Below are 26,136 nucleotides of genomic sequence, written 5' to 3' on the forward strand. Positions count from 1 at the left end.
AAATCTTACTGTTGTGAGATGAAATGAAAAACAGAAACTATGTTTAATAGTTTCTGTTTTTTTATTTTGTCAATTAAATGTAACAAACGACGATTATGATTTGAATCAATTGAAAATAATTCAATAAATATTATTTAAATTGAGATGTTTCGTAGGAGGAAAAAGAATGTTAAATAAAATAATTTTAATTACTGGTGGGACAGGTTCGTGGGGGCATGAACTTATAAAACAACTATTAGAAAAATCACCGAAAGAAATTAGAGTTTTTTCAAGAAATGAAACGGTTCAGTTTGAAATGCAGCAACAGTTTATAAATGATGATAGGTTAAAATTTATTATTGGAGATATTCGTGATAAAGATCAACTAGTCTATGCTTGCCAAGATGTACATTATGTGTTCCATCTTGCAGCTTTAAAACATGTTCCAGTATGTGAGTATTATCCTTATGAAGCTATAAAAACCAATATACATGGTACGCAAAATGTAATTGAAGCCTCTATACAGATGCAAGTTGAAAAAGTTATATATGTTTCAACGGATAAAGCAGCTGATCCATCAAATACGTATGGGATGACAAAAGCAATTGGTGAAAAATTAATGGTTCATGCGAATATACAAACGAAGAAAACAAAATTCATTTGTATTCGTGGTGGAAATGTTTTAGGAACGAGTGGAAGTGTAGTACCACTTTTTAAACAACAAATTAAAAAATCTTCACAAGTAGGGATTACCGATGCCAATATGACTAGATTTTTCTTAACAGTTGAAGATGCTGTTGGGTTGTTATTTAAAGCCGTATCTCAAGGTAGAGGCGGGGAAATCTTTGTTATGAAAATGCCGGCATGTAAAATAACAGATTTAGCAGAATTATTAATTGAAGATTCGGGAAAAGAAAACATTAAGGTAAAAGAGGTAGGGATAAGACCGGGTGAAAAATTAAGTGAAATGCTTCTATCTGAGGTAGAGAGTAAAACAAGTATAAGTTTTGATCAAAATTATTTTGTGGTACTACCGACTATTCCTATAGAAGGACTTCAAGAATATTATTCTAGCTATCCTCTAGTGGATGTGAAGAGTTTTAGTTCTCAACAAGACTTACTTGAAAAACATGAGGTGAAACAAATGCTATTAAAAGGAGGATTTTTGCGATGAAAAAAAATGCGAGCCTTTTGATAACTGGTGCAAATGGTTTCACAGGACGCCATGCTTGCCACTATTTTTTAGAGCAGGGCTTTCATGTAATTCCTATGTTTCAAAATCGTGCACATAGAGAAAAAATTAGAAATGGTATTACTTGTAATTTAACTAATAAGAGCGAAGTAATGAAGGTGATGAAACAAATAAAGCCAGACTACGTATTGCATTTAGCAGGAAGGAATTCGGTCATAGAATCTTGGACAGCTGCCCTTGAATATATAGAGATTAATGTAATAGGAACGTTATATTTATTAGAAGCAATTAAGCAAGAAGCCTCGCATTGTAGAACATTAGTTATAGGATCTGCTTTGCAAGCAAATAGTATGAACGAAATAAAAATTTCAAATCCATATAGTTTAAGTAAAACGATGCAAGTCATTATTGCAGAGGCTTGGGGAGGATTAATGGATTCAAATATTATCATTGCAAAGCCCTCAAATTTAATTGGTCCAGGAGTATCGAATGGTATTTGTTCGATTCTTGCAAAGAAAATGATAGAGATAGAATCAGGTACAAGTAAAGCTATTATCGAAGTAAACAGTTTGAAAGATAGTAGAGATTTTGTAGATGTACGTGATGCGGTCAAAGCGTATCATGTGTTATTACGAGATGGAATAAATGGAAAACAATATAATATCGGATCAGGAGTAAAACGGTCTTTATTAGATGTACTAGAACAATATAAAGAATTAACACAGCTAAATTTTTTTATAGAGGAAACAGAGAAAAAAGGGAGCGACTCAAATGAGAGTTTAGCAATAGAGGAAATAAAAAAGTTAGGTTGGATCCCAGAAATTGAATTTCATCAATCATTAAAAGATGTACTTGAGTATGCGAAATGTAGTGACATCTACATGCAATGAAAAACAAAAAAGGATGTAAGAAATATATGAATGGTTATGAAGTAATAGATAATCAAAATACGCTATATCTTTCAATTGTTGATACGCAGGACTGGAGAGATGAAAAAGCGCATGTATTGCTTATTTATGAGGCAATACATAAATATCAAGCGTATGTAGAAGAAAAAAGGGTTAATCGAATAAAGTCAGCATTAGAGACGGAAACTAGGTATGTGATTCAAATCTTTGCTCAATACGAGTGTAGTGAGTATGGAAATGATTTTTATGAACTCATTAACGATCTTTTACAAGATATAGAGGTGGAGTTAAGGATTTATATAAAAAATAATAAGTTTATTTACATTTAAAAGGTAAAGAGAAAGCTAGATTTTTAATAATAAAGGTGGGTATAAGTTATGAGCAAAACGATTCTTTTTACTGGGGGCGGTACAGCCGGACACGTTATGATTAATATTGTATTAATTCCTAAATTTATAGAGAAAGGATGGAGAGTCGAGTATATTGGATCCAAAAATGGAATTGAAAAATCATTAGTGCAAAATGTTAAATACAATAGTGTTTCAACGGGCAAGCTTAGGAGATATTGGGATTGGGAGAATTTTAAAGATCCTTTTAAAATTATACGCGGTTGTTTACAAAGTTATAATTTAATTAAGAAAACAAAACCTGACGTTATCTTTTCAGCAGGAGGATTTGTTTCAGTTCCTGTAGCTATAGGAGCATGGTTAAATCGTGTGCCTATAATTATACGTGAACCAGATAGCACATTAGGGCTTGCCAACAAAATAGCATTACCTTTTGCTACAAAGCTATGCACAACATTTCCTCAGACAGGAGAAAATGTAAATAATGAGAAGAAGGTTTATGTAGGACCAATTGTAAGGGAAGAAATTGAGAAGGGTAATGTATTACGAGGAAGAAGATATTGTGAATTTCAGCAAGATAAACCAGTATTATTAATTATGGGTGGGAGTCAAGGTGCTAAGTGGATAAATGATATGGTAAGGGAATGTTTAGATACAATACTATTAAACTTTAATATTATTCATATATGTGGTAAAGGGAAGATAGACCCATCTATTGGCACGGAGGGGTATATGCAATTTGAATATATAGGCGATGAGTTGCCGCATATACTAAATATGGCAAGTGTTGTAGTTTCAAGAGCGGGTTCTACTGCTATTTCTGAATTGTTATTTTTGAAGAAACCGATGTTGCTTATCCCGTTAACTAACAGTTCCAGTAGAGGAGATCAAGTTTTAAATGCTGAATATTTTTCACGGCAAGGATATGCGGAAGTTATACTCCAAGACAAAGTAAGTACGAATACATTTATACATGCAGTAAATAAGTTGTATACAAATAAGGATAAATATATTCAAAACATGAATGGATATAAGAAAACAAATGATGAGGGGATTCATCATTTAATAGATATAATAAATGAAGTGGTGAAGTAATAGAAATGTAAATAGGAAAACAAAAGGAAAGAAGGTATCTTCTTTCCTTTTTACTATATTTGTTCAAATTCATTATTATTTATTTCAATTGGCTATGTACTATGGGTGAATGCCGTTTTCTAATAGCTCAGTAAATGCATGAATATGAATAGGTTTACTGTAATAATAACCTTGAATAAACTGACATTTATTTTTTTGAAGGAAATTTACGTGCTCTTTCGTTTCTACACCTTCAGCAATGACAGACATTCCTAATGTATTTGCTAATGTGATGATTGTTTTAATAATTTCCATTCCATCATCACATGTTTCAGACATTGTAATAAATTCTCTCGGGATTTTTAACGTATCAATTGGATATAAAGGTAAGTAGGCTAGCGAAGAATAACCTGTACCAAAATCGTCGATTGAAATGTGAATCCCTAAACTTTTTAGTGTACGCAGTTTTATCAATGTTTCTCGCTCATCCATCATTGCAATTCGCTCTGTTAATTCAAGATCAAGAGAGCTTGCTGGTAAACCAGTATTTGTTAAAGTAGAAGAAATAGATTTTACAAAATCCTCTTGTTCAAATTCTTTAGCAGATAAATTTACACCTATTTTTAAATGTGAATATCCGAGTGCGTGCCAACGTTTCATTTGCTTACAAGCCTGCTCTAATGTCCATTTTCCTATTGAAATAATTTGTAGTGTTTCTTCTGCAATCGGAATAAATTCGTATGGAGAAATAATACCTAATTCAGGATGATTCCACCTAATTAAAGCTTCTGCACCGATAATTTTATTAGATTCACTATCAACTTGAGGTTGATACAAAAGGAACAATTCTTCATTTTGTAGAGCGTTTGGTAAATCTTTTTCTAATCGTAATCGTCTTTCAATTTTTTTAGCGATTACATCGTCATAAATAGAGACAGAGTTAAACTCTTTTGCTTTTGCATCATACATTGCAACATTAGCGTTTTTCAGAAGTGTAGCGGTATCGATTCCGGAATGTGGATAAATAGCGAGGCCGATACTCAGTGATAAAGTTAATTTATGCTCATGTATGATAAATGACTTTTTCATGCATTTAAATAATTGGTTACATAATTGGAATAAGTAATCTTCGTCAGTATAGTTTTCAATTATGATTGTAAATTCATCACCACCGATTCTTGAAAGATGAGCATGTGATGGAAGACATGATTCGAATCGCTTTGCTACTTCTTCTAATATGTAATCTCCTGACGAATGTCCAAGTGTATCGTTAATTGCTTTAAAGCGATCTAAATCTAAATATAATAATGCAAACTCGCTTTCTGTTATTTTAGCATTTTTTATAACTCTCTTTAATTTCTTATGGAAAAAGGCACGGTTCCCAATTTTCGTTACAGTGTCATGGAATGCTAAATATTTTATTTCTTCTTGCTGTTTTTTTAGTGCAGTAATATCTTTCACCATAATATAGCTTCCTGAAATTTGTCCGTCTATTATAATAGGAATGATTGTAACGTATAAAAAATAAGTAAAGCCATCTTTATATTGAGAACTAAGTTGTAAGAATGCTGATTCTTGTTGTTTCACTTTTTCTAATGCCAATGCTAGCTTATGCTTATCTTCATCTAAAATGATCGAAAAACAAGTTTCACCTAATAACTCATCCGTTGGTGCCCCAAGTAGTACACTCCCAGCTTTATTTACATTTAAGAATATTCCATTTAAATCAATGGTGAAGATAGGGTCAGGATGATATTCATATAATGATTTAAACTTTTGCTGTTTTTGAGAAAGAGCCTCTGATTTATGAACTAAATCAGACGTCCGTAAAGTAACTTTTTCTTCTAGTTGGGCATTAAATGCCTGCAAACGTTTTGTTAAGGAATTGTTTTGCATACGTACGATAGAATGACGAATGAGTACGAAAATAAAAGTAATACAATTTCCTGTAATGAGAGTTGAAGATGATGTTTGTTCTTTTAATGTAAACCCGATTAGTATTGCAACAGCAAGATAGGGAAATACAACTAAAGCTTTTTTTCCTATTATAGGGTTTACAAGGAAATAATTTTTATGGCTATTATGATCTTCTGAAATAGAGCCAGCTATTGCAATAAGTAATATAGGTATTCTATATAAAAGACGTAATAATATTATCGTTTCAGTTGATAAGTGGTTATTTAAGTAAAAATAAATATAGTTAAAAGTTGCAGAACTTATTAATACAAAAATAAAGATATAAATTTTCCGTTTGGAATTAAAAATTGTTGGACGGAAAAAGAGACTAACACCTAGCAGTAGAAATAATAAATCTGCAATTGGGTATAAAAATGAAAGGAAAACATCTCCTAGTGAAAGAGCGAATATATTTAAATTTGGTTGATTAAATAAATACCATTCTAATGTAAATATGGAAGTAAGCACTATGCATATATCACAAATAAAGAACGCTTTTTCCCATTTATTGCATTCCTTTAAGATTTTATAGCAGAAAGCGATAAGACAGAAAAATAGAAAAAACATATAAAATACATCAGAAACCGTAAAACGATGTATTGGAATTTCGAAGAAGCTATCTTGATATGTATATACTATTTTCCCTAATAAAAAACTACCAATTGCTATTGTAATACATATCCAAAACGGATTTGAACTGACTTTTTTAGAATATATAGAGTAAATCAGTGATACAAATGTAATGGCTTCAATGACAAGTGAAGCGAAGCGTACATCTGAATTTGAAAAATGAGTAGGGAACAGATAGAAAAACATAAAATAGATTGAATAGCATATTAATGTTCCGATTAATATACATAATTGTAAATTTTTATTTAATTTCAATGAAATCACCTTCTTTAATTATGCACTATGTTCGTTATATCTATACATAATAATATTATTTAAGAATTGTATCAGATTTCCTTATAAAAATCATGTTTATAAGGAAAGTGTTAAAGAGTGTAAGTATTCTTAAGGTTTAAAAAATATTGCGGTTGATAGTATAGACTGCATCAAGACTTTAAATAGAAATTGTATATTTAGTCATCCTTTGAATTGTAAAGTTTTTTTAGTGATTTGTAAGTGGAGATGCAAAATTGCATATAAAATGATGAGTATCTTTTTTTGGGGAGCTTTTTATTTTTAATCTGAAAATTAACATTTGTGAAAATGTTGAGAAAGGATATAAAATAAGAACGTGTATTCTTACAGAGTGGAATAGTATTACCACTAAATAGGGAGGTTTTTTATGATATATCGAATTAAAGATGCAGAAATATACTATGAAGTTGTGGGAGAGGGTAAACCGGTCATTATCATACATGGCTGCGCCCCTGACCATAGGTTAATGATGAAATGTATGGAATCAGTATTTCAGAAATATGAAGGTTATAAGCGAATATATATTGATTTACCTGGAATGGGAAAATCGAATGCTCCAAATTGGATAAATAGTTCAGATCGTATAATAGAAGTGCTTATCACATTTATTGAGGAAATCATTTCTACTGAAAAATTTTTATTGGTAGGAGAATCATATGGAGGCTATTTAGCCAAAGGTATACTTGCAAAGATGTTTGAGAGAGTTAGCGGATTACTATTAGTATGTCCTGTTGTTGTGGCGGAGCCAGAAAAAAGGATTCTTCCAGATAAACAGGTAATTGTACAAGATGAGGAATTTTTAAATACGCTCACTTCCACAGAAAGAGAGGAATTTTGTGAGTTAGCTGTAATAGCAAATGAATATACATATAAGCGATTTAAAGAAGAAATTAAGCCTGGGTTAGATGTTGCTAATGATGAATTTATTGAAAGGTTGCAAAAGAATTACTCTCTTACTATGGATTTTCAGCGTGAAAAATATGAAAATCCCGTTCTTTTACTGACTGGAAGACAAGATATATCAGTAGGTTATCAAAATATTATAGAAATTATTGAAGAATATCCAAGGGCAACATTAGCAGTGTTAGATATGGCAGGGCATAATTTGCAAATTGAGCAGCCTGAATTATTTGAGAGTTTAGTAGGAGAATGGATTAGACGAACAAATCAGCACAGTTTATAAAGTATTTTAGTATTACGCCTAAGTGTTGAAATGGGATAAATGAACGTGATTTATTAACTTATCTCGCTATTTTCCTGTAAAAGCCCGATTAGTGAGGGCTAATTAAAGTTTCACTTTATAAAAAATTTTAAGGAGAAATTATGAGCACATATATTTATATGGTTAGACATGGTGAGTCACCAAAACTAGAAGGAAATGAAAGAATGCGCGGGTTAACTGAGAGGGGACATATGGATGCCCGTACAGTAACTGACATATTAAAAGCGGAGAGGATTGATACTTTTATTTCCAGTCCTTATAATCGGGCTATGTTAACGATAGAGGAGTCAGCTAATTTCCATGAAAAAGAAATAGTAGTATATGAAAATCTTAAAGAGTGTATGTTTTCAAGTGAGGATCAGGTTATATCAGACAAAGAGGTGTACCCACTTGTACAGAAGATGTTCTCTAATCCGGACTTTGCACGAATGGAAGGAGAGTCATATGCACATTGCCAGAGAAGAGTAGTGAAAGTATTAAAAGAAATCTTATTGGATTTTCAAGGACGCAAAATTGTAATTGGTACACATGGGCTTGTCATGACATTAATGATAAATTATTTTGATAAACAATATGGTTTTGAATTTTTAATGAATACGTCAAAACCAGATATATATAAGATGGAGTTTAAAGAAGAACAATTAATGAATGTGGAGAGATTATGGAAAGAGGAATAAAATTAGTTGCATGGATTTTGTTGTAAAAGTTACTTTATAGCAAAATCTTTTTTTGAATAGAAAGTATCTTTATCAACTATTTTTAGAATGTTAAATCAATAAGTAATTATTCAGTATTTGAATAAAGTATGAGGAAATTGGTTTAGGGAAACAATTTTAAATGTGTCAAAACTCCAAACGTTGGATTTATATTCAATATGAGAAAAAGATGTAGAATTTTGTCTTACTGTCTCCGTTTACTTTTCATTTCATTACATATAGGCTTTGTGGTGTAAGGGGGACATCACCTTTACGCAAAATCTATAAGGAGGTCATTGTAATGAAACAGATTAAAAAGTTTGCGGGAGTTGCTTTAGCGGGGACGATTGGATTAAGTGGACTACTGTTTTTAGAACCAAGTGTAAGCGTTGCGGAAGCACAGCAAGTGAAAGAGGAGAATTTCAATGTAATTGATGTATCAATGAATCTAAATGAATTATATGTATTAAGTGGCAGAAGCATTGATGTTCTTTCTGGAGATAAAGAAGCAATTCAGCTAAATAAATACACAATTAGTTTTAGTAAACCCGGGAAGTACGTTATAAGGGTAAATGGCTGTATTTATGACGATGTATATACTTTTATTGTGAATGAGTAGTATATATTCTAAAATTATGAGATAAAAAAACACCTTATTTGCGGTGAGAATCGTAAATAGGGTGTTTGATTTGTATTAAGTTGTAATTTAAATATGTTTACTAACTTTATCTTTGTTTTGTAAAGTATGTAAAAGTGTTTGAAATACCTTAAATGATTGCTGAAAGATTGGACTTTGAATAAAAGTGTATAGAAAAGTTACGATAAAAACAGGGCCACCGAGCATAAATCCAATAACTAGTACAATACATTCTACTATGATTCTAGCACGGCTAATAGATAGTCCTGTTTTGTCGGAAATAGTAAGCATGAATCCATCACGAGGTCCAGCGCCAATTCCAGCAGCAACATACATACCTCCCCCAATACCCGTAATGGCGATACCAGAAAATAAAATGAGTAAGTTTAACCATAAATAATCACTAGCGTTTGGAAGAATATTTGATTGTAAGAAAAAGTCCATAATCGGACCGATAAGTAGTGCATTTAAAAATGTTCCCACATTTATATATTTTCGATCTACTAGTAAAGAAATGAGAACGAGACATAACCCACATATGACACTCCACGTACCAATCGTCCATCCAAACTTTTGGTAGAGAGCCATATTTAAAACTTCCCAAGGATGTAAACCGAGAAATTTTACTTTGACTGCAAGAGCATTTCCAAGGCCAAAGAAAATTAATCCTAAGAAAAAAAGAAAATAGCGAAAGAGAGTTAGCCTCATCTTTAAAACCTCCCATATTTTATAATTATGTATGTTACCTGTTACGGTTTTAATGTACAAATATTATGTCTTTTTATCATTCGTTTAAAAATGTTAACAATGTAAATTAAATATACATCTTCACAGTCAAAAAAGTTAAAATATTTCGTTTTAAGGATTATAATGGAGGGAGAAACATAAAAGGGAGTGAATGAACTTGAAACAAGAACTTATTGAAAGATTTACGAGATATGTAAAAATTGATACGCAATCAAATGAAGAAAGCCATACAGTACCAACAACACCAGGACAAATTGAGTTTGGTAAGTTATTAGTGGAAGAGCTAAAAGAAATTGGGTTAACAGAAGTAACGATGGACGATAACGGGTATGTAATGGCAACACTTCCGGCTAATACCGATAAGGATGTTCCTGTAATCGGCTTTTTAGCACATTTAGATACAGCAACAGATTTTACAGGGGAAAATGTAAAACCACAAATTCATGAAAACTTTGACGGAAACGCAATTACGTTAAATGAAGAGCTAAATGTTGTGTTAACACCAGAACAATTTCCAGAGTTACCATCTTATAAAGGCCATACAATTATTACAACTGATGGTACGACACTTCTTGGAGCAGATGATAAAGCTGGTCTTACAGAAATTATGGTTGCAATGAACCATTTAATACATAATCCGCAAATTAAGCACGGGAAAATAAGAGTAGCATTTACACCGGATGAAGAAATTGGTCGTGGGCCAGCGCATTTTGATGTAGAGGCGTTTGGTGCATCATTTGCTTATACGATGGATGGAGGCCCATTAGGTGGTTTAGAGTATGAAAGTTTTAATGCTGCAGGTGCTAAGTTAACGTTTAACGGAACGAATACACATCCTGGAACAGCGAAAAATAAAATGCGCAATGCTACTAAACTGGCTATGGAGTTTAACGGGTATTTACCAGTAGAAGAGGCGCCAGAATATACAGAAGGCTATGAAGGATTCTATCATTTACTTTCTTTAAGTGGTGATGTTGAGCAAAGTAAAGCGTATTATATTATTCGAGACTTTGATCGTGAAAATTTTGAGGCGCGTAAAAATAACGTTGAAAATATTGTGAAGACTATGCAAGAAAAGTATGGCGAAGATGCAGTCGTTTTAGAAATGAATGATCAATACTATAACATGCTTGAAAAAATTGAACCGGTAAGAGAAATTGTTGATATTGCATATGAAGCAATGAAAAGTTTAGACATTGAACCGAATATTCATCCGATTCGCGGAGGCACAGATGGATCACAATTATCATATATGGGATTACCGACGCCGAATATTTTCACTGGTGGTGAAAATTATCACGGTAAATTTGAGTATGTTTCGGTAGATACTATGGAAAAAGCCGTTCAAGTTATTGTGGAAATTGCAAGACGTTTTGAGGAGCAAGCTTAAAAAAGAACCAAGTAGTACGAATGTGCTACTTGGGTTCTTTTAATATAGTACTCGCCACAAATAAAAAGTCGCATAAGACTCCCAATTAGCCCAGTTTGCCGCGAAATCTTTTATTTCATTTTTAGTCGGTTTATTTTCGGAACCTGTTATAAATTTAATTGCATTATGCAGACCAACATCATCAATTGGAAAAGCTGAAGGAAATCTTAAACAACGCATTAAAACGTAGTTGGCAGTCCATGGGCCTATACCATGGATAGCAGTTAATTGTTTCTCAGCAACTTTTACATCTTGTGTTTGCAGTAAATCCTCTTTTGATAGTTTTCTCTCTGTAATAAGCTTCGCAATACCGATTAAATATTCACATTTTCTAGTCGTCAGTTTTAGTTGTTGAAGATCTTCTACATGTAGATTTGCAATTGTTTCAGGTGATGGGAATATCCAATGTTTTCTACCGTCCCATTCTACATAACTTCCAAATTGCTCAACTAATCTTCTTTTTAGCGTATAAGCATATGTTAGGTTAATTTGTTGACCGATAATTCCCCAGGAAAGTGCCTCAAATAAGTCTGGAATACCTAAAGTACGAAGGCCATAATATTGTTCAATTGGTCCTTGAAGGAGTAAATCATGTTTAGCTAATGTATAAAAGGGGGTTAAATCAGTAGTTAAATCAAACCATTCTTTTACATAGTTAGCTACAGCTTCACGTATCGATTTTTCAGATGTATATGATTCTTCTAAACAACGCATTTGAATATTTCCATCTGTATTCACACTAATTTCAACTAAAGGATTTACATCTTGAACAGGGATAACTTTATAAATTTTGTTATCTTCAATATGGAACATACATTCATTATTAGAACGTGATAGATAACGTAAATTTTCTTGGAAACAAAATTCTTTTGGAACTGCTATAGATAATGCGCTATTATATTCTGCTGTCATATGAATTCCACCTGCAACTTTTCTAATGTAAGCAATTTTTTCTTCATTTCTAATCCGCCCCTAAATCCGGTTAGTTTCCCATTCTTCCCAATAACGCGGTGACAAGGAATGGTAATAAGAAGAGGGTTAGCAGCAATAGCAGAAGCAACGGCGCGCACAGCTTTAGGTTTTTGAATTCTTTCAGCAATTTCTGTATAAGAATAGGTCTTTCCATAAGGAATTTCACGTACCGCATTCCAAACAGATAATTGAAAATTAGTTCCATAAGCATCGATAGGAAATGTAAAAGTTTCTCGCTTGTTTTCTAAATACTCGATAACTTCTTGTTTATATATTTGCAAGTAATCTGGAGTATGAATCAATATATGTTGGGGCATATTTTTTCTAGCCCATATATTTAATTCTTCAAAGTTTTCGTCTTGTGATCCAATAAAACATAGTCCATTTTCAGTTGCAGCAATATGAAATCGCCAATTTTTATGTGTAAGTAGCGTCCAATATATATAATTATTTTTGTAGGAATTCATTATCGTATCCCTCTTTCATTTCGTTCTTTTTTCGATATTCAGTAGGAGTAAATCCGGTTTTCTTTTTAAATAAAGTTGCGAAATACTCTGGGTTTTCTATCCCGACAGCAGTACTAATTTCTTTAATAGATTGATTTGTGTGTAAAAGGTATTCGGTTGCTTTAAGAACCCTGAATTGTTGTATATATTCTATAGGAGTTAGCCCTATTATTCTTTTGAAAGTACGCTGTAAATGAAAAGGGCTACCGTGACACATTTCCGCAAGCATGTCGAGAGTTAAGGATTCGTCATAATGCTTTTCGATATAGTCTTTAATTTGTTCTACCCACTCTTCATTAGGTAAAGTGATCCCATTTGGCTTACAACGTTTGCACGGGCGAAAGTTTTCACTTAATGCTTGCTCTGCATGATGAAAAATTCGTACATTGTTTCTATTCGGTATTCTTGATTTGCATGATGGTCTGCAAAAGATTCCAGTTGATTTCACAGCATAAAAGAATTTGCTATCATAGGAAGAATCATTATGAATAATTGCTTGCCAATACTCATTTGTTAATGTAACTCCTTCATTGTGCAAAGAACATCACCTCTGAAATTAGTATAACCTGAATAAAGTCCGTATGTATGTATTCATAAATGTAAGAGCAAGATTACAAAGATGAAAATATGATTGTTTTTCTATTTTGTGATAGCATGAAATTTGGAAATAAACATCAAGAGGAGGGCTAAAAGTGAAGTTAATTTCATGGAATGTAAATGGTTTGCGAGCAGTTATCGCAAAAGGTGGATTTTTGGAATATCTCGAGGAATCAAGTGCTGATATATTTTGTCTACAAGAGATTAAATTACAAGAAGGGCAAATTGATTTAAATCTAGAGGGATATTATACATACTGGAATTATGCTGTGAAAAAAGGATATTCAGGAACGGCTATTTTTTCGAAGAAAGAACCGCTTTCAGTTACATATGGTTTAGACATTGAAGAGCATGATCAAGAAGGGCGACTTATTACTTTAGAATTCGAAGATTTTTATATGATAACGTTATATACACCAAATTCAAAACGTGGATTAGAACGATTAGATTACAGAATGAAATGGGAAGATGATTTCAGGTCCTATATCAAACGATTAGATGAGAAAAAACCAGTTATTTTTTGTGGAGACTTAAATGTTGCTCATAAAGAAATCGATTTGAAAAATCCAAAAAGTAATCGTAAAAACCCTGGATTCTCTGATGAGGAACGAGAGAAATTTTCATGTATTTTAGAAGAAGGATTTATTGATACGTATCGTTACCTTTATCCTGATCAAGAAGATGCATACTCGTGGTGGTCGTATCGTATGGGCGCGAGAGCGAAAAATATCGGATGGCGTTTAGATTATTTTGTTGTTTCGGAAAGAATGAAAGACCAAATAACAGAAGCGAAAATTAATAGTGAAGTAATGGGATCAGACCATTGTCCAGTTGAATTACATATCAATTTCTAAAAAAAGAAGTATCTCCCTAATATTAGGGGAATACTTCTTTTTTTAATTCAGTTTGTTAAAATTTTTCAAATCATTCTTGAAATAATTGCATATTAAATATATACTTAGTAACGATAATCATTATCAATGAAAAGCGTTATCAATGGATGAGGTATAAAAGAATTATAGCTTAGGGGAAGTGAACGAGAATGAGTTCTGGATAGAATTATTAATCTAATGAAATATATATGTAAGACAAGATTCATATAGTTGAATTTTATTGAGAATATAGTTTGAAAATTCGAGAGGAGACATATAAAGATGAACAAGAAATTATTTACTTTAGGGATGGTTACAGTTTTAAGTGTAGGTTTAGCGGCATGTAATAGTGCGGATAAAACTTCAGGTGAGCAAAAACAACAGACAAAAGCTACGGAAACGAAAAAAGATGAAAAACGAAAAATTACATATTTAGGTAAAGAGTATACAGTGCCAGCAAAAGTAGATAAAATTGCGACAGCTAGTTTAGAGTCAATGGAAGATGCGGCAGTACTTGGAATTAAACCAGTTGGTGCCATTACTGTAGGTGGTAAATTACCAAAATATCTTGAAAAAGAGTTAGAAGGTGCTAAATCTGTTGGTGAGAAAATGCAACCAAATTTCGAAACATTACTACAATTAAAACCAGATGTTATTACATCGAGTACGAAATTCCCAGCAGAAACAGCTGAAAAGTTTACAAAAGTAGCTCCTACATTCCCGGTATCACACGTTTCAACAAATTGGGAAGATAACTTAAAGTTAATGGGAGAATTAACTGGTAAAAAAGATAAAGCAGAAAAAATTATTAAGGATTACAATTCGGATGCTGAAAAAGCAAAAGCAAAACTAGGAGATAAGTTAAAAGATAAAAAAGTACTTGTCATAAGACTAAGAGCAAATGAATTATTCCTATATCCAGAAGGAGTATACTTCAACCCTGTAATTTATAAAGATCTTGGACTAACTGCTCCAGAACAATTGAAAACTGTAAAAGCACAAGAGAAAATTTCATTTGAAAAACTTGCTGAACTTAACCCGGATTATATTTTCTTACAATATGAGGCAAGTGAAAATAAAAACCCGAAAGTGTTAGAAGAAATTGAAAGCAATCCAATTTGGCAAAGTATGAATGCTGCGAAGGAAAAGAAAGTATTTGTAAATGTCGTAGATCCAATGGCACAAGGTGGTACTGCTTGGAGTAAAACAGCATTCTTAAAAGAAGCAGTGAAAAATTTATCTAAATAATACAATAAGTAAGGTGCGTTGAATGATATGCAGAAAACAAATGCAGTACCAGTAACTATATTATGTATAGCACCCATACTCATCTTATTTACAGTTATACTTTCGATTTTGTATGGGGCGAAAAGTATTGATGCTGAAACAGTGTGGAACGCATTATTTCATTTTGATTCAAGTGATGTAAATCATAATATTATTATTACTTCACGTTTACCAAGGGTAGTTGCAGCTCTTTTAGTCGGAGCATTTCTAGCCATATCAGGAGCACTTATGCAGGGGATGACAAGAAACTATCTTGCATCCCCTTCTATTATGGGTGTGACGGATGGTGCTGCCTTTGTTATTACGCTTAGCATGATTTTTCTTCCGGGAATGTCATCAATTGGTATGGTTGTATGTTCAATGATTGGTTCTGCACTAGGAGCTGGTATCGTGTTTGGTTTTGGTTCGCTCCTTCAAAATGGCTTATCACCAGTTAGGTTAGCGATTATAGGAACAGTTATTGGAACATTTTTAAGCAGTGTATCGGCTGCCATGGCTTCGTATTTTCAAATTTCTCAAAATGTTAGTTTTTGGTTTAATGCAAAGTTAGATCAAGTAGATCCTAATATAATTAAAATCACGATACCGTTTGGGATAATTGGAATAATTTTAGCGTTGTTAATATCAAAATCTATTACCATTCTTTCATTAGGCGAAGAGGTTTCTATTAATTTAGGACAGCGTACAAAACTAGTTAAAGCGATGGCAATTTTATCAGTTATCTTTTTAACAGGAACAGCAGTTGCTTTAGTGGGGAAAGTTGGTTTTGTAGGTTTAATTATTCCGCACATTACCCGCTTTATAATTGGGGTAGATTATAAGTGGATTTTGCCATGTGCAGGCATTATTGGCGGCGTTTTCTTAGCTTTATGTGATGTTTTAAGTAGGTTTGTAAATTATCCATTTGAAACGCCAATTGGAGTCGTAACATCTTTAATTGGAATTCCTTTCTTCCTTTATTTAATTCGTACAAGAGGAGGAGAGAGACATGCTTAAAAGTTCAAGTCAACGTTTCGGGATGACGATGGGGATTATTGTATTTTTAATACTATGTGCCATTTACATTAGTTTAACGAATGGTACGTTTGATATTACGATTACAGATGTATTTAAAACACTTTTTAGAATTGAACCAGTACCAGAACATGATTTAGTTATTTTTGAGTTTCGTCTTCCGCGTATTGTAATTGCTGGATTAGTAGGATTAGGCCTTGGTGTTGCAGGTGCCGTTATTCAAGGGATTACGAGAAATGGATTGGCAGACCCAGGTATTTTAGGAGTAAATGCCGGAGCAGGAACAGCGATCGTCATTTTTATGTTTTTCTTTCAAGGGCAATTAAAAAGCACAGACTGGGTTTCTATTATGATGATGCCAATGTTTGGTTTAGTAGGCGGATTAGGTGCAGCTATCATCATTTATCTGTTTTCTTGGAAAAACGGTAAGTTGGATTCGCAGCGACTTTTATTAACAGGCATTGCAATTGGGACAGGATTTGGAGCCTTTTCTATGTACTTATCACTCAAAATGAAGTCAACTGATTTCGAGATGGCTGCAGTGTGGGTGTCTGGAAGCATATATAGTGCGAACTGGAAGTATATTGTAGCTATGTTACCGTGGCTTATTATCTTAATTCCACTGATACAAAAGAAAGCTTATTTATTAGATTTATTTCAATTGGAAGAAACGAGTATTACAAGTTTAGGTGTTTCAGTAGAACGAGAGAAATCAATTTTACTATTAAGTAGTATCGGACTTGTGAGTGCATGTGTTGCTGTTTCAGGGAGTATCGGTTTTATTGGTTTAATGGCACCGCATATAGCGAAAAGGCTTGTCGGTATTCAGCATAAGCATATCATTCCTACGTGCGGCGTAATCGGAATGTTTCTTGTAATTGCTTCAGACTTTATTGCGAAAACAGTTTTCACACCTGTAGAGCTACCAGTTGGAATCGTTATTTCTATTGTCGGTGTACCGTATTTCTTATATTTACTTTATAAGGCGAAAGCGTAAGAGGAGGAATAAAATTGAGTATTTTAAGTGCAAAAAATTTAGAAACAAGTTATGAAAAGCTTACAGTGTTTCGCGATTTAAATGTGGAAATACAAGAAGGAAAAGTAACGACAATTATAGGTCCAAACGGTTGCGGTAAATCGACATTGTTAAAAACAATGGGAAGAATTTTAAAACAAAAAAGCGGAAAAGTATATTTGCAAGGACAAGATTTACATACAATTCCAACGAAAGAAATTGCGAAGCAGTTAGCTTTACTCCCGCAAACTCCAATTGCGCCAGGTGAACTTAAAGTGGAAGAATTAATTTCTTATGGACGCTATCCACATCGAAATAACGTGAATAAGTTAACGACAAAAGATAAAGAAATGATTGATTGGGCATTAAATATAACGAAAACTTCTGAATTTCGAACGAGACAAATTGCAAATTTATCAGGAGGCCAAAGACAAAAGGTATGGCTAGCGATGGCATTAGCACAAGAAACAGAAGTGTTGCTATTAGACGAGCCAACAACATACCTTGATATGTCTCATCAATTAGATGTATTACAAATTGTGGAGAGATTAAATAAAGAACATAATTGTACGGTCGTAATGGTACTACACGATATTAACCATGCAGCAAGGTTTTCAGATGAGATTATTGCAATGAAGGAAGGGGAAATCGTTACAACTGGTATCCCAGAAGAAATCATTACAAATGAAGTGTTAAAAGAAGTATTTCATATTGATGCGCGTGTCATGATTGATCCGTATAATGGGTCTCCTGTTTGTTTTGGGTACGATAGCGTTGGACTTAAAGAAGAGAAAGTTGAAATATATGTAACGAGTTAAAAAGGGGGGATATAAGATGAATACTACGATTGAAAAACAGCAGATTATAACATCTAATACGGAACAGTGGAAAATGTATTCGAAAATAGAAGGTAAGGAATATCAAATTCATATTTCAAAACCGAGGCAGCCAGCACCAGAGTCGGGCTATCCTGTTATATACGTATTAGATGGCAATGCCTTTTTTCAAACATTCCATGAAGCGGTTAAAATACAATCAGTTAGAGCAGAGAAAACAGGTGTTTCACCAGCCATTATAGTAGGTATTGGTTATCCGATTGAAGGGGCATTTTCAGGTGAAGAAAGATGCTATGATTTTACGCCTAGCGTAATTTCAAAAGATGCGCCTTTAAAACCAGACGGTAAACCGTGGCCAAAAACAGGAGGAGCACATAATTTCTTTACTTTTATCGAAGAAGAATTAAAGCCGCAGATTGAAAAGAATTACGAGATTGATAAAAGAAAACAAACGTTATTTGGGCATTCACTAGGTGGTTTATTTGCTTTACATATACTATTCACAAACGCAAATGCTTTTCAAAATTATTTTATTAGTAGTCCATCTATTTGGTGGAATAACCAATCTGTTCTTGAAAAAGAAGAGAATCTTATAAATGAATTAAACAGTGCCAAGTTTGAAACGGGAGTGTTCCTTACAGTTGGGTCACTAGAACGAGAGCATATGGTTGTAGGGGCAAACGAATTATCAGATCGCCTTTTCCAAGTAAAACACGATCAGTTTAGATTTACGTTTTATGAAGCTGAAGGGGAGAATCACGCATCTGTTGTGCCGACTTCTTTAAGTAAAGGGTTAAGATTTATTAGTCACGTATAATTTGGAATGATTGTCTAATAAAATGCAAACGAAAGGCTATGGAGAAATTCTCCATAGCCTTTCGTTTGTTCAAGTAGAATTGTCCTTTTTGAAAGTTTTGTTTCAACTTTTCGTCTAAAGAGACAAAAAGTTGTCACAATTCGTTCACAATTAGCATAAACATAAAATAGACGAAATGAACTTATTTCCAAAAAGGCTTAGTTCATTCCATTTATGATTAGTGGAGCTAAAAGAACGGATTAAAAGTTCACTATATTCTCAAGGAGGTAGATCGTATGAAAACTATTCTTGCTATCGCTGGGCTTATTTGGGTTTTATCACATGGCATTCCAATTTATGAGGGAGAACAAATTCGCAGTGCTCTAAATAAAAATTTTAATGAATATCACGTTATTGATCGGCAAGATAATGTTGTGACAGTTCGTGTAAATGACTGTTTTCATACGGTAACCGTTGAAGGAACTTCAGTAGTGAATGATACAAAAGTATGTGATCAGCAATAATTATATATGGAAAGAAAAAATTTCTAGATTAAATAGCTGAAAATTAAGTTTTTAATATTATAGACGAAGGATAAGCGGGGGCGGGTAATCCCCGCTTATTCTTGTTTCATTTTATTGAATTTTGATGAGAGATATAATGATTTTTTTGACAAAAGGAAAGGGTATACTGAAAATTGAGATTAAGAAGCTAATGTGTTGTTAAGAATAATCATAAAGCGTAAATATACTCTTATGGGGTATCATGCGTAGATATTTAATGCTATAATTGGTATACTCATAAAAAACAATTGTTTTATTGGATGAAGAGAAACTTTAAGAAGGTGATAATATGGATCATAAAGAGCATGAAGCAGTAACATATAGATCAGAAAAAGAAAAAGAACAGATTATAAATAGATTAAAGAGAATTGAAGGACAGGTCCGCGGTATTCAAAACATGATTGAAAATGATCGTTATTGCGTAGATATTTTAGTGCAAATTTCAGCGATTAATGCAGCGATGAAAAAAGTAGGAATGGGCGTTCTCAAAAATCATACGAGTCATTGTGTTTCAGGAGCTATTAAAAATGGAAATGGTGACGAAGCAATTGAAGAATTAATGACAGTATTTGAACGTTTTTCAAAAGCGTAAAAACAAGCTAGTATTTAACTGGCTTGTTTTTTTCTTTATCCTTGTAGGGGTGTGAAAAAGTGTGTGTAAAATAAACTTTCAGAAAAAAATTGAAAAATCATGACAAAAAACCATTGATTACCTTAGGGGGGTATGGTAAGATGAGGTTGTGATTAACAAACAATGAATAAACAAGAGGAGGATTTTAAATGGAACAGTTAACATTACAAGTTGAAGGTATGTCTTGTGGACATTGTGTAAATGCTATCGAAAGCAGTGTGAAAGAGCTAAACGGTGTTGAACAAGTGAAGGTTCAACTAGCAGAAGGAACTGTTGAAGTTACTATCAACTCGTCTGCCGTAACATTAAAAGATATCGTTGCTGTAATCGAAGATCAAGGATACGATGTGCAATAATTATTTTTAGATATGGAAATAAATCGTACTTTAAATGAAGTACGATTTATTTTGCTAATAATTATACCTCATAAGGGTATATAGAGGTGAGAGACATGAATGAAAAAAAAGAGGCCAATCTTCAAATATCAGGAATGACATGTGCGGCATGTGCAAATAGAATTGAAAAAGGTCTAAAAAAAGTAGAAGGTGTCCATGAGGCAAATGTAAATTTTGCGCTTGAAAAAACAAAAATAATATACGATTCAACTAAAACAAATCCGCAACAGTTTAAAGAAAAAGTTGAATCGTTAGGATATGGAATTGTAAGTGATAAAGCCGAATTTACTGTTTCAGGAATGACATGTGCAGCATGTTCAAATAGAGTTGAAAAGCGTTTAAATAAGTTAGATGGTGTGAACAAAGCGACAGTAAATTTTGCTTTAGAATCAGCTACAGTAGACTTTAATCCTGATGAAGTTAATGTAAATGAAATGAAGAGCGCGATTACGAAGCTAGGATATAAATTAGAAGTGAAACCAGATGATCAAGATGCATCAACTGATCATCGATTACAAGAAATTGAAAGACAAAAGAAGAAGTTTATTATTTCGTTTATTTTATCTTTCCCGTTACTTTGGGCAATGGTTAGTCATTTCTCATTTACGTCGTTTATTTATTTACCAGATATGTTAATGAATCCTTGGGTGCAACTAGCACTTGCAACTCCTGTTCAATTTATCATTGGTGTACAGTTTTATGTTGGGGCTTATAAAGCGTTACGTAATAAAAGTGCGAATATGGATGTTCTCGTGGCGCTTGGAACGTCGGCCGCTTATTTTTATAGTGTATATGTAAGTATTCAATCTATTGGTTCTTCGGAACATATGACAGATTTATATTTTGAAACAAGTGCGGTACTTATTACATTAATTATTTTAGGTAAATTATTTGAAGCGAAAGCAAAAGGGCGCTCATCAGAAGCAATTAAAAAATTGATGGGTTTACAAGCGAAGACAGCTACAGTTGTGCGAGATGGAACAGAAATAAAAATTTTGATTGAAGAAGTAGTAGCTGGTGATATCGTCTATGTAAAGCCTGGTGAAAAAATACCAGTAGATGGTGAAATTGTAGAAGGAAAGTCAGCAATTGATGAATCGATGTTAACGGGTGAAAGTATTCCTGTTGATAAGTCAATTGGGGACGTAGTAATAGGTTCGACAATAAATAAAAATGGCTTTTTAAAAGTGAAAGCAACTAAGGTAGGAAGAGATACTGCATTAGCTCAAATTATTAAAGTAGTAGAAGAGGCACAAGGTTCAAAAGCTCCTATTCAAAGGGTAGCAGATCAAATTTCAGGTATTTTCGTACCGGTTGTAGTTGTGATTGCGATTATCACATTTGCAGTATGGATGATATTTGTTACACCTGGTGATTTTGGCGGAGCACTTGAGAAAATGATAGCAGTACTTGTTATCGCTTGTCCATGTGCATTAGGTCTTGCAACGCCTACATCTATTATGGCAGGATCAGGAAGATCAGCAGAGTATGGTATTTTATTTAAAGGTGGAGAGCATTTAGAAGCAACGCACCGATTAGATACGGTTATTTTAGATAAAACGGGTACAGTGACAAATGGGAAGCCGGTGTTAACAGATGTAATTGTAGCAGATGGATTCAATGAAAATGAATTGCTTAGATTAGTAGGGGCAGCAGAAAGAAATTCTGAACATCCACTTGCAGAAGCGATTGTAGAAGGAATTAAAGAAAAGAAAATTGATATCCCAAGTTCAGAAACGTTTGAAGCGATTCCGGGATTTGGTATCGAATCAGTTGTAGAAGGAAAACACTTATTAATTGGTACACGTCGATTAATGAAGAAATTCAATATTGATATTGAAGAAGTTTCTAAATCAATGGGAGCGCTAGAACGAGAAGGAAAAACAGCAATGCTTATTGCAATTGATAAAGAATATGTTGGTATAGTTGCCGTTGCGGATACGGTGAAAGATACTTCAAAAGCAGCTATCGCAAGACTGAAAAAAATGGGTCTAGACGTTGTGATGATTACAGGAGATAATACACAAACTGCTCAGGCAATTGCAAAGCAAGTTGGTATTGATTACGTAATTGCAGAAGTATTGCCAGAAGGAAAAGCAGAAGAAGTGAAAAAACTGCAAGCAAATGGTAAGAAAGTAGCGATGGTTGGAGACGGGATAAATGATGCTCCTGCTCTTGCTACAGCGAACATTGGTATGGCAATTGGAACGGGAACGGATGTAGCGATGGAAGCAGCGGATATAACGTTAATCCGCGGTGACTTAAATAGTATTGCTGATGCGATCTTTATGAGTAAAATGACGATAAGAAATATTAAACAAAATTTATTCTGGGCATTAGCTTATAACGCGTTAGGAATTCCAATTGCGGCATTAGGTTTCTTAGCCCCTTGGGTTGCTGGAGCAGCGATGGCATTTAGTTCTGTATCCGTTGTATTAAATGCGTTACGATTACAAAGAGTTAAATTAAAATCTTAAAAAGCTGCATTAAGTAATTGAATAGAATTAAAAAAACAATACTTTAAATAAGTATTGTTTTTTTGTTCGTATAGAAATTAAAACGATATAATAAAGAAGAAATATGGAATTGTATATAGTAGAAAAGTTAAGAGGTAGTTTGGTAAAGAGACTTATATATGTTAAAAGATATTATAATTAGGACATTTCAGAAAGAAGATTTAGATCAAGTATTACAAATGTTCTATGAGACAGTTCATACGGTTAATGCAAAAGATTATAATGATTTACAGCTACAGGTGTGGGCACCGGATCAACTAGATAGAGAAAGCTGGTTAAAGTCTTTAGAGAAGAATATTAGTTATGTAGCGGATCATAACGGTGTAATATTGGGATTTGGGGATTACAACGATGAGCATTACGTAGATCGTTTATTTACACATAAAGATCATCAAGGGAAAAGAGTCGCTTCATACATACTACAGAAGTTAGAAAAAGAAGCAGTGAAATTGGGGCATAGGGAGATATATACAGAGGCGAGCATTACCGCAAAACCTTTTTTTGAAAGTAAAGGTTTTATTTGCATAAAAGAACAAAAGAAACAGCATAATGGTCAGATATTTATTAATTATGTTATGAAAAAAATATCCTTCTCATAAATGAGAAGGATATTTTTCATTATTTTACAGCTTCTTTTAGTTCTTTACCAGCTTTGAAAGCAGGTACTTTAGAAGCTGCGATTTGCATTTCTTCACCAGTTTGTGGGTTACGGCCTGTACGAGCAGCTCTTTCGCGAACTTCGAATGTACCGAATCCGATAAGTTGTACTTTTTCACCAGCAGCTAAAGTGTTAGTGATTGATTCTACTACAGTTTGTACAACTACAGTAGCTTCTTTTTGAGAAATCTCAGCATTTTGTGCTACGTTTTTAATTAATTCTGTTTTGTTCATGTTTTTCACCTCATATGTAAATAATGCTATTTAAGTTGTTATTATAACGTATAAAACATTCGAGAACAAGTGTACGTACATATATTCGCAAAAAAAATGAAATTTGTAATATTTTTTTAGGGCACTTTATTGACATTCCATTTAAGCGGACAGAGATTTGTTCTTCATTTCAGTCTTCTCTTGATAAGAAGGTAGTTCCTTATTATAAGATATGGAGTAAGGTAGTGCTACAAATAACATACCTCCTACTAAATTTCCAAAGAAAACAAAAATAAAGTTTGGAAAATATTCAGCCCAAGTGAAATGACCGGCAAAAATCGCGGCTGGGATGACAAACATATTGGCTACAACGTGTTGAAATCCAATCGCAACAAAAGTCATAACCGGGAACCAAATGCCGATAATCTTTCCGATAAATTCTTTACTTCCCATACTGAGCCAAACAGCTAAACAAACGAGCCAGTTACATCCGATTGCAGAAATAAATGCTTGCAATGGTGTATCTTGTAGTTTCGCTTGAGCGATAGAAATAGTTTTCGCTAAAAAAGCTCCTTCAGTTAAGCCAACGATATGACCGAAAAAGTAGGCTACAAATACAGCCCCTATGAAATTGCTAAATGTAACAATAACTAAATTTCGTATGAAATAAAATAAAGTAATTTTCTTTTGAAGCCAGGCCATAGAAACTGTCATCATGTTACCAGTTACTAGTTCACCGCCTGCAAGAATAACGAGAATAAGACCAATAGGGAATACAGCAGCGCCTAGAAAACTAGAAAATGATCCCCAATATTTTGGCATTGTCCCAATAACATGAATATCGAGTAAATATCCTAATGCGATAAAAGCACCACCAAAAAAACCAAGAATTAGCATAGGGAGCAATGATAAATGAGCTTTTTTCCTTCCTGAATTCGCAGCAAGTTCCGTAATTTCTTCTGGTGTAAATACAGACATGAATAACCCCTCCGTAATAAAATGATGGAATGAATAGAGAAAATTTCAAAAATCTATGTATTATAAAAATATGTTATGACTTCTGTATAAAATTGTCAAAGTGAATAGGGAGGGAATTACATATTAAGAACATTATTCATGTTGTCACATTAATGTAACAATAAGGATTTAAAGTGTTTCTAGAGGTGAAAACATGAATACGAATCATGTAAAAAAAGAACGAAAAAAATCAATCATAAAGATATTTATTATTAGTTTTATAAGTATATTAATGATACCAGTAAGTTTGTATTATTATGCGACAGAAATAGAACGAAAACTAGTAACAGTTACATGGAATGAAATAGAAGATTCTGCAATTCCTAAAGAATTTAATAATAAAAAAATATTACAGTTTTCAGATGTACATTTAGGACCACAGTTTACACTGAAGCAACTTGAACATTTAGTGGAGAAGATGAATGAATTACATCCAGATATAGTAGTTTTTACCGGGGATTTAATAGATAAATTTGGGTCTTATAGTGCGGAAAAAGAAGAAGCGAAGGCTATTTTGCAGAAAATTTACGCTCCCTTAGGGAAATATGCTGTGTTTGGGAATCATGATAGGGGTGGGGGCGGTAGTTTATTTTACAAAGAATATATGGAGGAAGCTGGTTTTTCTGTATTAGTAAATGAAGTGCAGAAAATTAAAGTGGAAAACGGCAAATATATTACAATATCAGGTTTGGATGATTTTCTATTAGGGAAGCCGCAAATAGATTCAACTTTAAAAAACTTGAAACAAAATGATTTCAACATGTTATTAGTACATGAGCCGGATGTTGTAACCAAAATAAATCGTTACCCGGTTGATCTTCAACTGTCAGGACATAGTCACGGAGGACAAGTCCAAATTCCTTTTGTAGGTCCGTTAATTACTACCAAACTAGCTGAGAGCTATGTTGAAGGTATGTATGAAGTAGAGGGGAAGAGTAAGCCGTTATATTTATATGTAAATCGTGGCATTGGGACTACTAGGATGCCTGTTAGATTTTGGAGTGTACCTGAACTTTCAGTTTTTGTGTTGAAGCAAAATAGTGAATAGAATAGTAGGAGGACTTTTAGAGAAAGTTCTCTTTTTTTATTGATTAAACACTGAATATTATGTAAATTTTGTTTAAAGTGTTAAATAAAGA

Annotated in this window: 27 protein-coding genes; 20 read left to right on the forward strand and 7 right to left on the reverse strand. The window is 33.2% G+C overall.

Annotated features, from left to right (window positions below; translation table 11 throughout):
• Positions 1 to 166: 166 nt before the first annotated feature.
• The 4 genes from MR143_RS22605 to MR143_RS22620 are packed head-to-tail and all read left to right on the forward strand — an operon-like array spanning position 167 to position 3,521.
• Positions 167 to 1,153 carry a UDP-N-acetylglucosamine 4,6-dehydratase family protein gene (locus MR143_RS22605; protein ID WP_000932600.1) on the forward strand — a complete coding sequence of 329 codons (987 nt, stop codon included), beginning with the start codon at positions 167 to 169 and terminating at the stop codon, positions 1,151 to 1,153.
• Positions 1,150 to 2,061 carry an SDR family oxidoreductase gene (locus tag MR143_RS22610; protein WP_000739081.1) on the forward strand — a complete coding sequence of 304 codons (912 nt, stop codon included), beginning with the start codon at positions 1,150 to 1,152 and terminating at the stop codon, positions 2,059 to 2,061. The genes MR143_RS22605 and MR143_RS22610 overlap by 4 nt, the downstream gene beginning before the upstream one ends.
• Entirely contained in the window at positions 2,058 to 2,408 is a 351-nt protein-coding gene (locus MR143_RS22615) for a DUF6572 domain-containing protein (protein WP_074593605.1), read from the forward strand. The genes MR143_RS22610 and MR143_RS22615 overlap by 4 nt, the downstream gene beginning before the upstream one ends.
• A 48-nt stretch (positions 2,409 to 2,456) precedes the next feature.
• Positions 2,457 to 3,521: an undecaprenyldiphospho-muramoylpentapeptide beta-N-acetylglucosaminyltransferase gene (locus tag MR143_RS22620; RefSeq protein ID WP_000047557.1), complete on the forward strand. Its 1,065-nt coding sequence runs from the start codon at positions 2,457 to 2,459 to the stop codon at positions 3,519 to 3,521.
• A gap of 99 nt (positions 3,522 to 3,620) precedes the next feature.
• On the opposite strand, the gene MR143_RS22625 is transcribed toward MR143_RS22620, so the two are convergent.
• Entirely contained in the window at positions 3,621 to 6,341 is a 2,721-nt protein-coding gene (locus tag MR143_RS22625) for a putative bifunctional diguanylate cyclase/phosphodiesterase (protein ID WP_000773553.1), read from the reverse strand.
• A 406-nt stretch (positions 6,342 to 6,747) separates the two neighbouring features.
• Between MR143_RS22625 and MR143_RS22630 the strand changes: the two genes are divergently transcribed.
• From MR143_RS22630 to MR143_RS22640, 3 genes are all read left to right on the forward strand, one after another.
• Positions 6,748 to 7,563 carry an alpha/beta fold hydrolase gene (locus tag MR143_RS22630; protein WP_000640344.1) on the forward strand — a complete coding sequence of 272 codons (816 nt, stop codon included), beginning with the start codon at positions 6,748 to 6,750 and terminating at the stop codon, positions 7,561 to 7,563.
• 140 nt (positions 7,564 to 7,703) lie between these two features.
• Positions 7,704 to 8,279, forward strand: coding sequence for a histidine phosphatase family protein (locus MR143_RS22635; RefSeq protein WP_000109185.1), 576 nt, complete (start codon positions 7,704 to 7,706; stop codon positions 8,277 to 8,279).
• A gap of 319 nt (positions 8,280 to 8,598) precedes the next feature.
• The gene (locus tag MR143_RS22640) at positions 8,599 to 8,916 is read left to right on the forward strand and encodes a hypothetical protein (RefSeq protein WP_000809491.1); all 318 of its coding nucleotides are present in this window, start codon (positions 8,599 to 8,601) and stop codon (positions 8,914 to 8,916) included.
• A gap of 87 nt (positions 8,917 to 9,003) precedes the next feature.
• Here MR143_RS22640 and MR143_RS22645 read toward each other — a convergent pair whose 3' ends face one another.
• A complete protein-coding gene (locus tag MR143_RS22645; protein WP_001241254.1) occupies positions 9,004 to 9,642 on the reverse strand; it encodes a YczE/YyaS/YitT family protein in 639 nt (212 codons plus the stop codon).
• A gap of 196 nt (positions 9,643 to 9,838) precedes the next feature.
• Between MR143_RS22645 and pepT the strand changes: the two genes are divergently transcribed.
• The gene (gene pepT, locus MR143_RS22650; RefSeq protein WP_000807004.1) at positions 9,839 to 11,071 is read left to right on the forward strand and encodes a peptidase T; all 1,233 of its coding nucleotides are present in this window, start codon (positions 9,839 to 9,841) and stop codon (positions 11,069 to 11,071) included.
• Between the two features lie 39 nt (positions 11,072 to 11,110).
• Here the strand turns inward: pepT and MR143_RS22655 are convergent, their stop codons facing one another.
• From MR143_RS22655 to MR143_RS22665, 3 genes are read right to left on the reverse strand one after another with little or no spacing between them, the layout of a single operon-like run.
• On the reverse strand, positions 11,111 to 12,022 hold the full coding sequence (locus MR143_RS22655) for a DNA-3-methyladenine glycosylase 2 (protein WP_199717661.1): 912 nt from the start codon (positions 12,020 to 12,022) through the stop codon (positions 11,111 to 11,113).
• Positions 12,019 to 12,549 carry a methylated-DNA--[protein]-cysteine S-methyltransferase gene (locus MR143_RS22660; RefSeq protein WP_001089844.1) on the reverse strand — a complete coding sequence of 177 codons (531 nt, stop codon included), beginning with the start codon at positions 12,547 to 12,549 and terminating at the stop codon, positions 12,019 to 12,021. Before MR143_RS22660 ends, MR143_RS22655 begins: the two co-directional genes overlap by 4 nt.
• A complete protein-coding gene (locus MR143_RS22665) occupies positions 12,530 to 13,126 on the reverse strand; it encodes a bifunctional transcriptional activator/DNA repair enzyme AdaA (protein WP_000551322.1) in 597 nt (198 codons plus the stop codon). The genes MR143_RS22660 and MR143_RS22665 overlap by 20 nt, the downstream gene beginning before the upstream one ends.
• Before the next feature lie 154 nt (positions 13,127 to 13,280).
• On the opposite strand from MR143_RS22665, the gene MR143_RS22670 reads away from it, so the two are divergent.
• From MR143_RS22670 to MR143_RS22720, 11 genes are all read left to right on the forward strand, one after another.
• On the forward strand, positions 13,281 to 14,039 hold the full coding sequence (locus MR143_RS22670) for an exodeoxyribonuclease III (RefSeq protein WP_000767615.1): 759 nt from the start codon (positions 13,281 to 13,283) through the stop codon (positions 14,037 to 14,039).
• 300 nt (positions 14,040 to 14,339) lie between these two features.
• A complete protein-coding gene (locus MR143_RS22675) occupies positions 14,340 to 15,305 on the forward strand; it encodes an iron-hydroxamate ABC transporter substrate-binding protein (RefSeq protein WP_001035506.1) in 966 nt (321 codons plus the stop codon).
• A gap of 27 nt (positions 15,306 to 15,332) precedes the next feature.
• Positions 15,333 to 16,340 (forward strand): FecCD family ABC transporter permease, encoded by a 1,008-nt coding sequence (locus MR143_RS22680; RefSeq protein WP_001173065.1) that lies wholly within the window; start codon positions 15,333 to 15,335, stop codon positions 16,338 to 16,340.
• Positions 16,333 to 17,355 (forward strand): FecCD family ABC transporter permease, encoded by a 1,023-nt coding sequence (locus tag MR143_RS22685; protein ID WP_000920457.1) that lies wholly within the window; start codon positions 16,333 to 16,335, stop codon positions 17,353 to 17,355. The genes MR143_RS22680 and MR143_RS22685 overlap by 8 nt, the downstream gene beginning before the upstream one ends.
• Before the next feature lie 14 nt (positions 17,356 to 17,369).
• Positions 17,370 to 18,191 carry an ABC transporter ATP-binding protein gene (locus MR143_RS22690; protein ID WP_000025767.1) on the forward strand — a complete coding sequence of 274 codons (822 nt, stop codon included), beginning with the start codon at positions 17,370 to 17,372 and terminating at the stop codon, positions 18,189 to 18,191.
• Between the two features lie 16 nt (positions 18,192 to 18,207).
• Entirely contained in the window at positions 18,208 to 19,026 is an 819-nt protein-coding gene (locus MR143_RS22695; RefSeq protein WP_061884500.1) for an alpha/beta hydrolase, read from the forward strand.
• A 275-nt stretch (positions 19,027 to 19,301) separates the two neighbouring features.
• The gene (locus MR143_RS22700; RefSeq protein ID WP_000849106.1) at positions 19,302 to 19,529 is read left to right on the forward strand and encodes a hypothetical protein; all 228 of its coding nucleotides are present in this window, start codon (positions 19,302 to 19,304) and stop codon (positions 19,527 to 19,529) included.
• 328 nt (positions 19,530 to 19,857) lie between these two features.
• Positions 19,858 to 20,160: a metal-sensing transcriptional repressor gene (locus tag MR143_RS22705; RefSeq protein WP_000349639.1), complete on the forward strand. Its 303-nt coding sequence runs from the start codon at positions 19,858 to 19,860 to the stop codon at positions 20,158 to 20,160.
• Between the two features lie 188 nt (positions 20,161 to 20,348).
• Positions 20,349 to 20,555 carry a copper chaperone CopZ gene (gene copZ, locus MR143_RS22710; RefSeq protein ID WP_000436977.1) on the forward strand — a complete coding sequence of 69 codons (207 nt, stop codon included), beginning with the start codon at positions 20,349 to 20,351 and terminating at the stop codon, positions 20,553 to 20,555.
• Positions 20,556 to 20,650: 95 nt separating this feature from the next.
• Positions 20,651 to 23,071 carry a heavy metal translocating P-type ATPase gene (locus MR143_RS22715; RefSeq protein WP_199717660.1) on the forward strand — a complete coding sequence of 807 codons (2,421 nt, stop codon included), beginning with the start codon at positions 20,651 to 20,653 and terminating at the stop codon, positions 23,069 to 23,071.
• A 158-nt stretch (positions 23,072 to 23,229) separates the two neighbouring features.
• A complete protein-coding gene (locus MR143_RS22720; RefSeq protein ID WP_000910162.1) occupies positions 23,230 to 23,709 on the forward strand; it encodes a GNAT family N-acetyltransferase in 480 nt (159 codons plus the stop codon).
• 19 nt (positions 23,710 to 23,728) lie between these two features.
• On the opposite strand, the gene MR143_RS22725 is transcribed toward MR143_RS22720, so the two are convergent.
• Positions 23,729 to 24,001 carry an HU family DNA-binding protein gene (locus MR143_RS22725; RefSeq protein ID WP_001043904.1) on the reverse strand — a complete coding sequence of 91 codons (273 nt, stop codon included), beginning with the start codon at positions 23,999 to 24,001 and terminating at the stop codon, positions 23,729 to 23,731.
• Between the two features lie 141 nt (positions 24,002 to 24,142).
• Complete coding sequence (locus MR143_RS22730; RefSeq protein WP_000110538.1) at positions 24,143 to 24,958, reverse strand: formate/nitrite transporter family protein; 816 nt, start codon at positions 24,956 to 24,958, stop codon at positions 24,143 to 24,145.
• Between the two features lie 193 nt (positions 24,959 to 25,151).
• On the opposite strand from MR143_RS22730, the gene MR143_RS22735 reads away from it, so the two are divergent.
• Positions 25,152 to 26,045 (forward strand): metallophosphoesterase, encoded by an 894-nt coding sequence (locus MR143_RS22735; protein WP_001095331.1) that lies wholly within the window; start codon positions 25,152 to 25,154, stop codon positions 26,043 to 26,045.
• Positions 26,046 to 26,136: the final 91 nt, after the last annotated feature.

The organism is Bacillus cereus group sp. BfR-BA-01347 (assembly GCF_022663835.1).
Taxonomy (GTDB): Bacteria; Bacillota; Bacilli; order Bacillales; family Bacillaceae_G; genus Bacillus_A; species Bacillus_A thuringiensis_K.

What these genes read in the sequence shown, in the direction of transcription:
- MR143_RS22735 (WP_001095331.1), top strand. Translation starts at nt 25,152, where the DNA reads ATGAATACGAATCATGTAAAAAAAGAACGAAAAAAATCAATCATAAAG.
- MR143_RS22660 (WP_001089844.1), bottom strand. Translation starts at nt 12,549, where the DNA reads ATGAATTCCTACAAAAATAATTATATATATTGGACGCTACTTACACAT.
- MR143_RS22730 (WP_000110538.1), bottom strand. Translation starts at nt 24,958, where the DNA reads ATGTCTGTATTTACACCAGAAGAAATTACGGAACTTGCTGCGAATTCA.
- MR143_RS22630 (WP_000640344.1), top strand. Translation starts at nt 6,748, where the DNA reads ATGATATATCGAATTAAAGATGCAGAAATATACTATGAAGTTGTGGGA.
- copZ (WP_000436977.1), top strand. Translation starts at nt 20,349, where the DNA reads ATGGAACAGTTAACATTACAAGTTGAAGGTATGTCTTGTGGACATTGT.
- MR143_RS22715 (WP_199717660.1), top strand. Translation starts at nt 20,651, where the DNA reads ATGAATGAAAAAAAAGAGGCCAATCTTCAAATATCAGGAATGACATGT.
- MR143_RS22655 (WP_199717661.1), bottom strand. Translation starts at nt 12,022, where the DNA reads ATGACAGCAGAATATAATAGCGCATTATCTATAGCAGTTCCAAAAGAA.
- MR143_RS22645 (WP_001241254.1), bottom strand. Translation starts at nt 9,642, where the DNA reads ATGAGGCTAACTCTCTTTCGCTATTTTCTTTTTTTCTTAGGATTAATT.
- MR143_RS22640 (WP_000809491.1), top strand. Translation starts at nt 8,599, where the DNA reads ATGAAACAGATTAAAAAGTTTGCGGGAGTTGCTTTAGCGGGGACGATT.
- MR143_RS22680 (WP_001173065.1), top strand. Translation starts at nt 15,333, where the DNA reads ATGCAGAAAACAAATGCAGTACCAGTAACTATATTATGTATAGCACCC.
- MR143_RS22700 (WP_000849106.1), top strand. Translation starts at nt 19,302, where the DNA reads ATGAAAACTATTCTTGCTATCGCTGGGCTTATTTGGGTTTTATCACAT.
- MR143_RS22615 (WP_074593605.1), top strand. Translation starts at nt 2,058, where the DNA reads ATGAAAAACAAAAAAGGATGTAAGAAATATATGAATGGTTATGAAGTA.
- MR143_RS22605 (WP_000932600.1), top strand. Translation starts at nt 167, where the DNA reads ATGTTAAATAAAATAATTTTAATTACTGGTGGGACAGGTTCGTGGGGG.
- MR143_RS22695 (WP_061884500.1), top strand. Translation starts at nt 18,208, where the DNA reads ATGAATACTACGATTGAAAAACAGCAGATTATAACATCTAATACGGAA.
- MR143_RS22635 (WP_000109185.1), top strand. Translation starts at nt 7,704, where the DNA reads ATGAGCACATATATTTATATGGTTAGACATGGTGAGTCACCAAAACTA.
- MR143_RS22685 (WP_000920457.1), top strand. Translation starts at nt 16,333, where the DNA reads ATGCTTAAAAGTTCAAGTCAACGTTTCGGGATGACGATGGGGATTATT.
- MR143_RS22725 (WP_001043904.1), bottom strand. Translation starts at nt 24,001, where the DNA reads ATGAACAAAACAGAATTAATTAAAAACGTAGCACAAAATGCTGAGATT.
- MR143_RS22705 (WP_000349639.1), top strand. Translation starts at nt 19,858, where the DNA reads ATGGATCATAAAGAGCATGAAGCAGTAACATATAGATCAGAAAAAGAA.
- MR143_RS22610 (WP_000739081.1), top strand. Translation starts at nt 1,150, where the DNA reads ATGAAAAAAAATGCGAGCCTTTTGATAACTGGTGCAAATGGTTTCACA.
- MR143_RS22675 (WP_001035506.1), top strand. Translation starts at nt 14,340, where the DNA reads ATGAACAAGAAATTATTTACTTTAGGGATGGTTACAGTTTTAAGTGTA.
- MR143_RS22620 (WP_000047557.1), top strand. Translation starts at nt 2,457, where the DNA reads ATGAGCAAAACGATTCTTTTTACTGGGGGCGGTACAGCCGGACACGTT.
- MR143_RS22720 (WP_000910162.1), top strand. Translation starts at nt 23,230, where the DNA reads ATGTTAAAAGATATTATAATTAGGACATTTCAGAAAGAAGATTTAGAT.